This window comes from Levilactobacillus cerevisiae (assembly GCF_003946245.1).
GTDB lineage: Bacteria > Bacillota > Bacilli > Lactobacillales > Lactobacillaceae > Levilactobacillus > Levilactobacillus cerevisiae.
On record NZ_RHNN01000006.1, the window covers coordinates 131864 to 143842 of the forward strand.

13 protein-coding genes and 1 pseudogene are annotated in these 11979 nt (G+C 47.3%); 9 read left to right on the plus strand and 5 right to left on the minus strand.

The window, feature by feature from the left end; all coding sequences use genetic code 11:
- Positions 1–443: 443 nt before the first annotated feature.
- The 3 genes from EKM99_RS04090 (at position 444) to EKM99_RS04100 (ending at position 3057) form a co-directional block, all read left to right on the plus strand.
- The gene (locus EKM99_RS04090; RefSeq protein WP_125581207.1) at positions 444–2138 is read left to right on the plus strand and encodes an oleate hydratase; all 1695 of its coding nucleotides are present in this window, start codon (positions 444–446) and stop codon (positions 2136–2138) included.
- 367 nt (positions 2139–2505) lie between these two features.
- Complete coding sequence (locus tag EKM99_RS04095) at positions 2506–2778, plus strand: type II toxin-antitoxin system RelB/DinJ family antitoxin (protein ID WP_125581209.1); 273 nt, start codon at positions 2506–2508, stop codon at positions 2776–2778.
- On the plus strand, positions 2779–3057 hold the full coding sequence (locus EKM99_RS04100) for a type II toxin-antitoxin system mRNA interferase toxin, RelE/StbE family (protein ID WP_125581211.1): 279 nt from the start codon (positions 2779–2781) through the stop codon (positions 3055–3057). It abuts the gene before it with no gap.
- A gap of 50 nt (positions 3058–3107) precedes the next feature.
- Here EKM99_RS04100 and lepB read toward each other — a convergent pair whose 3' ends face one another.
- A complete protein-coding gene (gene lepB, locus EKM99_RS04105) occupies positions 3108–3692 on the minus strand; it encodes a signal peptidase I (RefSeq protein WP_125581213.1) in 585 nt (194 codons plus the stop codon).
- A gap of 258 nt (positions 3693–3950) precedes the next feature.
- Here lepB and EKM99_RS04110 point away from each other — a divergent pair, with 258 nt between their 5' ends.
- The 3 genes from EKM99_RS04110 (at position 3951) to EKM99_RS04120 (ending at position 6885) form a co-directional block, all read left to right on the plus strand.
- Positions 3951–4343: a cytidine deaminase gene (locus EKM99_RS04110; protein WP_125581215.1), complete on the plus strand. Its 393-nt coding sequence runs from the start codon at positions 3951–3953 to the stop codon at positions 4341–4343.
- Positions 4344–5001: 658 nt separating this feature from the next.
- The gene (locus EKM99_RS04115; protein WP_125581217.1) at positions 5002–5355 is read left to right on the plus strand and encodes a PadR family transcriptional regulator; all 354 of its coding nucleotides are present in this window, start codon (positions 5002–5004) and stop codon (positions 5353–5355) included.
- Between the two features lie 3 nt (positions 5356–5358).
- Positions 5359–6885, plus strand: coding sequence for a DUF4097 family beta strand repeat-containing protein (locus tag EKM99_RS04120; RefSeq protein ID WP_125581219.1), 1527 nt, complete (start codon positions 5359–5361; stop codon positions 6883–6885).
- A gap of 330 nt (positions 6886–7215) precedes the next feature.
- On the opposite strand, the gene EKM99_RS04125 is transcribed toward EKM99_RS04120, so the two are convergent.
- Entirely contained in the window at positions 7216–7458 is a 243-nt protein-coding gene (locus EKM99_RS04125; protein WP_225419779.1) for a hypothetical protein, read from the minus strand.
- Positions 7459–7711: 253 nt separating this feature from the next.
- Between EKM99_RS04125 and EKM99_RS04130 the strand changes: the two genes are divergently transcribed.
- A complete protein-coding gene (locus tag EKM99_RS04130) occupies positions 7712–8242 on the plus strand; it encodes a MarR family winged helix-turn-helix transcriptional regulator (protein WP_125581223.1) in 531 nt (176 codons plus the stop codon).
- A gap of 136 nt (positions 8243–8378) precedes the next feature.
- Here the strand turns inward: EKM99_RS04130 and EKM99_RS04135 are convergent, their stop codons facing one another.
- Positions 8379–8837, minus strand: a complete 459-nt coding sequence (locus EKM99_RS04135) for a hypothetical protein (protein ID WP_125581225.1) — start codon at positions 8835–8837, stop codon at positions 8379–8381.
- Between the two features lie 436 nt (positions 8838–9273).
- Complete coding sequence (locus tag EKM99_RS04140; RefSeq protein WP_125581227.1) at positions 9274–9876, minus strand: hypothetical protein; 603 nt, start codon at positions 9874–9876, stop codon at positions 9274–9276.
- A gap of 221 nt (positions 9877–10097) precedes the next feature.
- Here EKM99_RS04140 and EKM99_RS15760 point away from each other — a divergent pair, with 221 nt between their 5' ends.
- Both EKM99_RS15760 and EKM99_RS04145 read left to right on the plus strand, forming a co-directional pair.
- Complete coding sequence (locus EKM99_RS15760) at positions 10098–10268, plus strand: hypothetical protein (protein ID WP_164511514.1); 171 nt, start codon at positions 10098–10100, stop codon at positions 10266–10268.
- 145 nt (positions 10269–10413) lie between these two features.
- Positions 10414–11349, plus strand: a pseudogene (locus EKM99_RS04145) (IS30 family transposase).
- 190 nt (positions 11350–11539) lie between these two features.
- On the opposite strand, the gene EKM99_RS04150 reads toward EKM99_RS04145, so the two are convergent.
- Positions 11540–11979, minus strand: a 440-nt coding sequence (locus EKM99_RS04150; protein ID WP_164511515.1) for a transposase, incomplete at its 5' end; no start/stop codon positions are given.

The window sequence follows — 11979 nt, forward strand, 5'->3', positions numbered from 1 at the left end:
CGGTGTTAGATGTAAAGCTGAAATAACGAAATTTATAATAGCTTCCGCATGCTAATTTCCACAGAGCATGGTAGACTTAAGCCAATCAAAAAGGGCCGCCGCGTACCAGCACGACCACCCTCCCTGGCTTCAGTTGAAGAAACGTGGCCAGCAACGAACAATAATAACCCTCCCGTTACGACCTAAGAAAGCGTGGGAAGGTTATTTTTTTGACCAGCAAAACGAGCCAGCCCCAACCAGCCACGGCCTCTCAGAAAACGACCCCATTGGACTACCCAATTCGGGTGAAAATTTGTAACACGACCTGTTGTAATTGCCGTCAGATTAAGCTTTCCTAGCGATTCTTAGAAATGATTAATTTTGAAAGTAAACGCTTTACAATACATGACAAAGCAAGCATAATGGAGTCGTATAAGGCACATGAATCTACGGAGGTGTTTTTGATGGTAAAAACAAAAGCAGTAATGATCGGTGCAGGTCTAGGAAACATGGCCTCGGCGGTTTACCTGATTCAAGAGGCTCATTGGAGCGGTAAGCAAATTACGTTCTACGGGGTCGATATGCACGGGGCCAACGATGGTGGGACGACCAGCGAATTCAGTGATGAATACTGGAACAAGAACCACCCGCTAGACAACCGGACGGGTTACGTTGCCCGGGGTGGCCGGATGCTTAATTACCGGACTTACGTTGATTTAATGGACTTGCTGGACCGGATTCCTTCCGCAACTGAGGAAGGCATGACGGCGGCCGAAGATACCCACGACTTTGATTCACATCACCAAACCTACGACAAGGCGCGGTTGTTGCAAGGTGGCAAGGGCATCATCGACGGTGGCAAATTGGGTCTGAACAACAAGGACCGGGTCTTGCTCTCCAAGTTAGTCTTGATGCCAGATGAAGAAGAAACCAAGTTAGATAACATTACGATCGCCGAATACTTCAAGGACGACCCACACATGTTCCAAACGAATTTCTGGTACATGTGGGAAACGACTTTCGCTTTCAGAATTGAAAGTTCCGTTCAAGAATTACGGCGCTACATGCACCAAATGATTTACGAATTCACGCAAATTGAACATTTAGTTGGGGTCAACCGGACCCGTTACAACCAATTTGATAGCATTATGTTGCCACTGATCAATTACCTGAAAGATCAAGGGGTTACCTTTATCGACAACCGAATCGTCACGGACTGGGAGTTTGCGGACAGCCCATTACAAGACGAAATCACGGTTACCGGACTGCATATCAAGAACTTGGAAACGGACACGGAAGACCTGGTCGACATTGATGATGACACCGCTGTGATCTTCACGAACGGCTCCATCACCGACTCCGCAACCATGGGGGACTACGACACGCCTGCCCGGGAAAACATGGAATACGGCATCAGTGCTTCCCTCTGGAAGAAAGCCACGGAACGTTTCTACAACTTGGGAACACCAGACAAGTTCTTCAACGACCGGAAGAATTCCGAATGGGTCAGTTTCACGTTGACCACGAAGAATCACCTGTTGTTGAACGAAATCACGCGGATTACCACCCAGGTTCCTGGGAACGCGTTGAACTCCTTCCTGTCCACGACGCCAATCACGCCACTGGGTCAGAAAGATGTGAACATGTCCATCGTGGTGCACCACCAACCTCACTTTACCACCCAGAAGCCAAACGAATCCGTTATCTGGGGCTACTTCCTGTACCCACGCCGGACTGGTGAATTCGTCCACAAGCAGTACATCAAGATGACCGGTAAGGAAATGGCTCAGGAATTGATTGGGCAATTGTCCAAGGTTGACCCTGGTCCCGTAAACATTAAGAGCAAGGAACCAGAAATCATGGACAGTATCATCAACAACATTCCTGTTTACATGCCATACGCCTCAGCGCTGTTCAACAACCGGGCTAAGACGGACCGGCCAGAAGTCATTCCGGCACACTCCACGAACTTGGCCTTCACGGGTGAATTCGCAGAGCAACCTTACCAAATGATCTTCACGGAACAGAGTGCGGTGCGTTCGGGTGAAATTGCCGCTTACCACTTCACGGGCATTTCAATGGATAACTTAGTCGATACGCCACGGTACGACAAGGATCCAAAGACCTTGATGAAGGCAACGAGAAGAATGTTTAGCTAAACTGAAAATGGGGGTAAGGGTCGGTGGAGCAGTCCTCCTTGCGACGGCCAATCACTGATCTGCTACGGCAGAACGCCCTTACCCTGAAAATAAAGGAACCGACCTGGTTTGGGTTGGTTCCTTTTTTATTTTGAAAAAACGGACGTTCTCTTTCGCTCCCCCTCTGATTTGGTATGCTATGAAGACGGGGAGGTTGAAAATTGATTCGGGGAAATTGTCGGGTAACTTCAAATTGGTAATGTACTTGTAGAAGAATTGAATTTTGGCTTGGATGAGATGGCTATTTTTAATTTCTCGGCTTTCTTAGTCAAATATTTACCGGAATTACACATTATGGTGGTATGATGGTGAAAATGAGGTGAGGATAATGAAAAATGTAGAAAAGGATCGAATTAGTATTCGGATTAATCGTGAAAGAAAAGAGGCCGCTCAAGCCGTCTTTGACGATATGGGCCTGGATCTTGGAACTGCAATTAATATGTTTTTAGCACAATCTATCCATGATCAAGGATTCCCTTTTCGGCCTTCTAAACGATCTTTAGCTCTAAAGCGAGCCCTAAATGAAGTTAAGAATGGTGATGTGACAACATTCGATTCGGAACAAGATTTTTACAAGTATCTAGATAAAATGGAGGACTAGATGCAGGTCAAAGCCACGCGGGTGTTTATGAGAAACTTGAAGAAGCTGAGTAAGAAACATTACGACATGGCCAAACTGAAATATGTTATTTCATTAATCAAAAATGGTGATGATAAACTGCTTGTCAGAAGATTTGATCGTCACATTTTAACTGGTGATAAATTTGGTATTTATGAACTTCATTTGGAACGAAACTGGTTGCTATTGTACCAAATTGATGGCACAGACCAACTCGTTTTGCTTCTGCTAGATACGGGAAGTCATGATATTTTACGATAAAAAGAAGGCTAATCATCTCGTCGTTTTTGACAAGATGGTTAGCCTTCTTCCTAACTAGCCAAGCTATTCACATTCGTCCGGTGTTGCGTGGTGCCTTGCCAGAACGGCACCTTGACCACGCCCATGACCTTGTTGGCGGAGACGTAACCCCAGGCACGGCCATCTTCGGAAACGCTGCGGTGGTCACCTAACACAAAGTAGTGGCCTTTAGGCACACGGTTGCCTTTGTACTGCCAGTTGCCCTTGGCCGCCAACGAACTGAGCGTCCAACTGCCGGTCCCTGTGGTGCGTTCGTATTTGCTGATAAAGGACTGGTTCAGCTTCTTGTTATTGATGTAAATGTAGCCGTTCTTGCTGACGACCTTGTCGCCGGGGAGGCCAATCACGCGCTTCACGTAGTTGGTGTTCTTGGCGGCCGAGGGATCCTCGCCGTAAGCGTCGAAGACAATCACACTGAGGCGTTTGAGCTTAAGCGGCTTGACCACGACCATCCGTTCCTGATCCACCAGGTTCGGTTCCATCGAATCGCCGGAAACCTTGACGACCTCAAACAGGTAGGCTCGCACCACCAGCACTAAAATGAGTGCGACCAGGATGGGGAGAATCCAACTAAAAATACTGCGTAACACTTTCATGAGGTCCGTTATCTCCTTGATAGTTTGGAATGATGAGCGTCACTGATTTTACGTGACGACACGTTGGCCAATGACAGCTCGAGTGCGAGTGCCACTGGCGGATAATGGGTTAATCTTAGCACAGTGAATCCGGCCCTTAGCCCGTTTAGATAAAAATTAACAAAATAGCTAGAAAGTTTGTTCAAATGGTAGCGTTTCCAATGAAACTATGTAACAATAGGTGACGTAAACCGTTTTAATTAAAAGGAGGATTTCATCATGGCAGATAAACAAGAATTACTGGCAGTCGCAACGGCAATGCTCGACAAGGCGTACACCCCGTACTCCCATTTCCACGTAGGCGCAGCAGCGGTGGGCGCTAGCGGCAAGATCTACGGTGGCTGTAACATTGAAAACGCCTCATACGGTGCCACCAACTGTGCGGAGCGGACGGCAATCTTCTCTGGTATCGCGGCAGGCGAGAAGCACTTCACGGCCTTGCTGGTAACGGGCAACACGGACGGCCCCATCGCGCCTTGTGGCATTTGTCGCCAAGTCATCGCCGAATTCTTCGACGCCGACGCCCCAGTTTATCTGACCAACCAAAAGGGTGCCTTCACGGAAACCACGGTAGAAGGCGTGCTCCCAGGCGCCTTCGTGGATCTGAACTAGCAGTCTTTACGAGTGATTAACGCCTTAAAAGGGTAGAATCACAATCATATACTTAGCATAACGTAACGCTTGGTGGTTCAGTTGCCAAGCGTTTTTTCGTGCACCACAAAACGTTGGGCAGGCTAAAACTGCGCGATGGTTGCTAGCTAAAGTACGCTACCGAATCAGTCTAGCCGGTGACAGTGAACGGTGAATGAAAGTAAACCGACCAAACGGTGACAAATCAACAGGGCAAATGCAAACTACCCGAGTAAAGGTAAATTAACCAAGTAAAGGTAAATCAATCGAGTAAAAGCAAGCCACCAACCAGACAAACGATTCAGCTGAACTAGTAAAATTGCCAAAGCACAACCAAGAGCCGGAGGAAGCTAGGTACGGAGCCAGCTGTGTCGAGGCTGTTAGACCGAGCGGGTTTCTCGGCCTTACAGCCTGGGACAACCTTGGAAACTCGCGAACTGCAGCGAGGTTTCAAGGTGAAGTGGAAGCCCGCCCTAAGGCTGGAACCGGCCCCACAGCAGGCGCAGTACCTGGAAGCCGCAGGCGGCCAGTTAGACACAACCCGCCCCAAATAAATTTTACTATTTCAGATAAATTACTTTGACACACACAGTAGTACGTGATACAGTAGTCTCATCAAATAAGAAAAGGAAGTGGCAGCATGGCTGAGGTTATTTCCAAAGATTTAATCCGGGGCCATACGGATACGATCATTTTGAACATCCTGCAGCAGGGCGATAGCTACGGGTACCAGGTGGCCAAGCAGGTGAAGACCTTGAGCGCTGGCCATTACGAGTTGAACGAGGCGACGTTGTACACGGTCTTTCGCCGACTCAAGAAGAACGGCGCGTTGACCGACTACTGGGGCGATGAATCCCAGGGCTCGCGGCGCAAATACTACCACATCACCACAGCGGGCGAGGACCTACTCAAGGCCAACACCGCGGCTTGGCGGGTGGCAAAACCAATTATTGACGATTTAATTACAGGTAAGATTACCGACGAGGAGGACTAAAGCATGGACGATATCACGATGGACATTCGCACGCGGCTGGATCAGTTATTCAGCCAGTATCAAGCGTCACGGGCGTTGACTGAACTTAAGGAAGAATTGGTGGGCGATTTGACCGAGGCCGTCACTGACAAAGTGAACCAGGGCCAGGACGCCAGCAGCGCCATTGACGAGGCCATGGCACAATTGGGCGACATTGACACCTTGCTGCAAGAGGTTGCCGAGGACGACGGGACGGCTCGCCAAACGAAAAAGACGACTGGGAAACATGCGGCCACGTCTGATGATCCTGACCACGCCGAGGAAACCGACCACGACGATGACACTGACGACGAAGACGAACAGGATGCTGATGACGGTACGATTCACATCGACAACACTGGCGATGACTCCCGGGTTCGGATTGGTAAGCTCCAGATTCACGGCGACAAGGTGACTTGGGGTGACCACGTTTTGGTAGATGGCGAAAACGACAAGGTTGATTTTGGCAAGTTGGTCCAGGTCGATGGTGACCACGTTACGGTGGCGGATGGTCTGGTCGACGTCCAGGGCGACGACGTGAAAATCAACGGGGAACGGCCCCGCCGGACCTACGTGGAATCCTTACGATTGGTGAACACGCAGTCATTTGCGATCGATGACCTGAACGAACTGGACATCAACTACCGCGATGCCGCGATTAAATTGGGACCGGCCAACGCGGATCAAATCGTGGTGAACGAGTACATGAGCCGCGACAATAGCCGTTACTACCTGCGGGCAGGGCGGCACGGCAACTTGTTGGCCATCAAGCAAGGCGACCGGCCACGGTTATGGCCACTCCACGCCCGGGCGGAAATCTTTCTGCCAGCTGCCTTAGCGGGTAAGGTCACGGTCCACGCCGGTAATGGTAGCCTGGAAATCAGTGATCTGCGCGCTGACCTGGCCGTGGATGCGCACGCCACCAACGGGAGTGTCCGCGCGTTCGATGACCACTTGACCCAGCTCAAGATGCGCTCCACCAACGGGTCCATCCGCTTGGACCAGGTGACCGCGACCCATACCGATTTGACCAGCAAAAATGGGAGCGTCACGGTGAAGGAAAGTACCGGTGCCGTGCGGGTCGAGTCCAGCAACGGGTCGGTCCGCTTCCTCGATCATACTGGGAACGTTGACGTCCGCAGTCAAAATGGCGCCGTGAAATTTGACGGCTTCACCGGTCAGGCCCACGCGGCCACGGCTAACGGGGCTATTCGGGGCAAGAACATCAATGGTGGCGGCACGTTCCATACCGGCAACGGGAGTGTCAACCTGCAATTGCTGGCGTTGACTAGCGACGTGACGGTAGAGAGTGGTGCCGGGAGCGCCGCGGTACAGATGCCGTTACTGACCGATTACCAATTTGACCTGAAGAACTGGAATGCCAGCGTCAAGGTGCCGCAAGAGGCCCAATTAAGCCTGAACGACACCCACCACAAGATTGGCACAGTGGGGGACAACGCCGAGCGTCAGGTGAACGTCGAGGCAAGTACCGGTAGTATTCGCTTAAGTTAATCCGTTTACTAAAATCCACGCACAGTCAATTTAGTTGACTGTGCGTGGATTTTTTAGGACAATTGGTTTAGGCTACCTAATTAATTAATCTATGCAACTTTCTAATTGTTACCAGTTTACGCAAATTGGGGTCAATCTTTTGGGCTGGATGGGTTTATAATCTAGGTAGACTAGGACTAACTTAAAAGGGTTTTTGTGGTAATTGCGGATTACCAGAAAAGCCAGACGGATTAACCGAAGACAGCGTTTTCTTTAAATTGTAAAGAAAATGCCAACAATTTCGTAAAAAACACTTTATTTTTTGCGGGGGAGAGGCGATACTAGAAGGAGTTACTGGCGAGAATTTTCGTAAAGGTGCCACCAAGAGTGTAATTGGTGTAACTTGACTTGGCTGATGCCGGTCAAAGGGATTTCTTGGGAGGCCCCTGCGGCTAAACCTAGGTAAACGGTGGACGCCGAAATAAAGTCGACCGTTCCCGTATACGTAACGTTGTTGAATATTAGCGTGGCTACTTGGTTGTTTTGATAAGCCGATTGCAGTAGACGCTTGATTGGCTGAGAAATTCGTTTCATGATGAGCATCACGTCCTTGATGAAATAAGATTAATTCCATTATAGAACACCTGTTCGATTTTTGAAACTAATTTTTAAATATTACGGGATAACTTAATTTCATGGTAAAATGTACGGAGGGTTGTCCATCTTGCAGAAGCTGACCGGAGACGGACGGTTTTTTGGCAGTTACAATTAACCCTTGTGGCTGTCCGCAATCAGGGACATAAATGACAGCGCCGGACGCTGAACTAGAAGGAGTAATGGACTGACAATGACAGAATCGACTAACGAAGCTGTAACTGAAGCTGAACTGAAAAAAGAATTTGACGATCTTTACATGCACATCTTCAAGTATATTGGTGACTTTGTCTCCATCCCTACGCAGAAATATAACCTGACCTTCGAGGCGTTCATGGTTATGGACAACGTCGCTCGAAGCAAAAACGGCCAAACCTTGGTTGAGCTCGCTAAATTAGAGGGTGTCTCCAAGAGTGCGATTGCACGGCAGGTCAATGTCCTGTTGAAGGAAAACTATGTGATGCAAAAGGTTGATCCTAACGACCGCCGGGTGAAGTACATCACCTTAACGGCCGCTGGCAGCCGGGTACAACGGAACTTATCCCAAGCCACTGACGAACGCTTCCACCGTTGGTTAGAATTCTTCGGCGGCAAGGATGAAGCTGAACGGTTCATCAAGGTGCTCCATGAAGCCAATGAACGCGCAGTCGCTGCTGGTTTTGTCGGCTTTGACAGCCTGCACGACAAGCGCCGGAACTCCAACCGGAGCCACAGCAATCACTAAAGTTTACACAGTGCATGAGACGAAAGAGTCAGCCTCTTTCAACTCAGCGGTGAACAACTAAATGATGTAAAAAAGTGTCGACAGTTTAGTTGTCGGCACTTTTTGAATTGATCGCTGATTAATTTGGCATGACGGCCTATTTATTTGAAAGTAGTTTGTAACCCTGCCAAATGAGTAAAGCGGGGGCAACCACGATGAGGAAAAAGCGCCGCACCGCTCGCAAAAACCCGCTGCCAATCGCAATGCTGGGAAGACTTTCTTTCAGCGCGATGGGGGACACGCGGGTATGGGCGACGCGCCAATTTGACCCCTTGTCCTGGGAAGCTAGGTCAGCGTGGTGCCACTGGATTGCGACGTTCTGCGCAGAAGTCCGGTGGCTTTTTTCGTATGCCACTTCTAGGCCATCTGCCAGCGGGTAGCAGAGCAGCCAGGAGAGTAACAGGTAATGCGTGAACCAGGACTGGTCGATTTCGACGTGGAGACCGACCATGTGGGCCGTGAACAGCAGGTAGATGAGGATGGGAAGCAGGCCGTGATAGTAGGCCTTCATCAGTTTCCCCGCCTTGCCGAAGACCTTGAGCAAACCTTTCGTCATCTGGAAGCCTTCTTTCAAGTTTGAGCGAGTTCAGGCAGCGGAATTGTGGCTAACAACCAATGCAGGCTGGGCCGAAGGCGGTAATGTTGGTGGTTGTTTCGTAAGCACCTAATAACTGGCCGTCTATGATCGGCGTCAAATTCACGATATGATTACCTCATTAAATAAATTGGTGAGGTTTTTTATTATGGAATGGAAAGGAAACGGCGTCCTCAAAAATCGAGGACGCCGTTTCCTTTTTCGGTTATACTTCAATACGGTAAGTTATTGGGTGCTTACTTTTCAAAAAATAACTACTTCAGAAAAATATCAACAGTCGTGCCAAAGAAAAGTGATGCTAATTGTCAAAAAAGACAATTAACATCACTTATTACCTCGATTTTTAGGATTTATTCCCAGAATCTTGATGTACTTGATTTTTCCGGCTAAGCCATAGCTAATCGTGCCACACTTTAATTGTATATTTCAAAGAAAAGTTTACATCCATAACCAGTTTGTCTTTCGAGTGAATTGCATTCATGTGACGTAAGTTGTTAGTAACATTGTTAAAGTACCATGCAGTTGCACTCGCCAAAACTCCCGCCCCAGGACTAGCAATTCCTAATAATGACAGTCCTTGTAATGTACCAGCTCTGCCTTCCAATTTATGACAATAATTTTCTACAGCACTGTTTGAACGATAGATATGACGCGTTCCCCACCAATAGTGACGAACTTCGTATGATGCACGTCGCTTACTGGCTGAAAATAATTGAAGACGTGTCACATAGATAACTTCTCCTGTATTAACATTAATTATCCCATTGTCCGACTTGATATTTGCATTAGCTGTCACAATGTCGTTTTGTGCCTCCTCCAATTCCGTCGTACTTACATTATAGCTATTAGGAACTGAGAGGGTGAATTGATTATCTTTAACGCTCACGAATTGATCTAATGATTCAACGTTATCTCCTACCCCTGAACTTTTTTCGTCAAAATTTTGACTTTGTATGTTCTCCGCTGCAATAGACGAAGCATCTGCACTAACTGTCCCCACTCTAATGCTGTTCAGTATTACTGTCCCCGCAATAGATAATACTAAAATCCCCGCTAAATTAATCCAAAAGTTCTTTGTTAAAACAATTTCAATCCTTCCCCGAATTATTTCAGCATAACAAACATTAAGTTAATTACGCCTCATTTATCGTAACATACTATTTGACAATTAACCATGATTCGTTTAAAATTATTGATGAAAATAATTGTAAGGAGGATAAAATGAAGAAAAGAACAGTATCAATTATAATAGCTGTTACAATAATGACTATATTTTCTGTCTTTGAATCTAACTTTCAAACCCGTATTATAGGGATTCTAATCTCAATCACCATTTTACTTGCTCTCATTTATTTTGAGTTAGCTAGTGCAAATACAAATACTAAGAAATGATTGTCCAATTCAATGAAAACTAAAGGCGAATTTTATAATCAAGTTAGCCACTTAAAATTTAGGACAAAATAAATACACCAAGACGTAAATCTCAGGTATCATTGGAGTTCTCACACAAACAATGATACCTGAGATTTACGTCTTGATGCAAGAACAGCTTACCATGAATCGTCCCAAGGGTCATCATCTAACTTTGAAAGAGCGCGGAAACATTGAGGTCTACTTCAATCACGACGGGTATTCTCGTCGTAAGATTGCCGAACTAATTGGCGTTAGCCCGCAGACTATAAACAACGAGATCAAGCGTGGCCTCGTGACCAATAAACAGCTAGTCAACGGTAAGGAGAAGTTCTACGAGATCTACGTGGCTGAGCTTGCTGAAGAACGGCTGGGCTCCCGACGTTGTTGTGGGCCGTGCCAAGGCTTTAGGGCTCTTTCAGTCTGAAGAGATGGTCTGTACCAGACATTGTACAAGTACATCGATGAACAGCTCCTAGAGGCCTGTAACCTGGATCTCTCTGAGAAGATGAGCCGCCGGATATCAAAGCACGTGGTTCATAAGCATAGTCGTATCTTGGGTCGGAGTATCGAGGAACGACCAGCGACGGTGGATTCGCGAGAAGAGTTTGGTCACTTCGAGATTGATACGATAGTTGGAAAGCGCGATGGCAAGGAGAGCGTGATTATGACCTTGATTGAACGCCAAACGCGCTTCCAGATTATCCGCCTCATTGATGGCCGTGACGCTGATTCAGTAGCCTACGCTATGAAGGGAATCATTAAGGAATACGGCTCTGTTATTCAGTCAATTACTGCCGACAACGGGCCAGAGTTTGTGACTCTCACGCAAGTGATGGCGTCAATTGCCCTGGTCTATTTTACGAACCCTTATACGTCCAGTGAACGTGGTACTAATGAAGTTCACAATCGTATGGTTCGCCGGGACTTTCCTAAGGGTGAGTCACTTGATGCAGTCAGCCCAGCTGATGTTGCCAACACCACCGATAAGCTAAACAACATGCCTCGCCGCCAATTGGCGTTCCAAACTCCGGCTGAGCTCTTCGCCGCCGCCTGCGGCTAGGCTCCTCGCACCAACCAACTTCAATCCCCTGAGAATCCCGTGGTATCAGTATTCAGTCCTAGTGACTAATTTGTTCTTGCAATTTGCGATTATTAAAATTTTAGATATAAGTAAAGATACAGGCACACCACTTTGTGTTGTTTTATGATACAGTACGCCCTTGGTTTTACAGGTTTTAATTTTTTATTTGTTAGTCTAGCTGGTGTATTCGATGAAGGGCAAACCAAAATAACTGAATAAACGGATTACTCCGGCTGAGATGAACAACTATTTTATGGGCATGGGTTGTCACTCGACCAGCAATATGGAAAAGCTGGAATCTAAGGGTTCCAATCGTCTTGCTTTGCATGGATGATGACAATACGAGCTGTTTAAACACGAGGGTTAGCGTGTAACTCAAAACCGCTAACCACATCCGAACGTTGTTAGCTTGAAAGGAGTGACTGTTAGTTTTGTCAAAACCAAAGCCCTCTTTGGCTTCTTTAATAAAATTCTCGGCAATACCGTGTTTATGATAGGCTCTAAACAGATCGATGATTGTGACATCTTTTAGGGTCGTCACTAAATATTCAAAGTGCCAAAACAAATCATCAACAGACCTAGAGGCCTTCAGGACCACCCGTAGGTGCC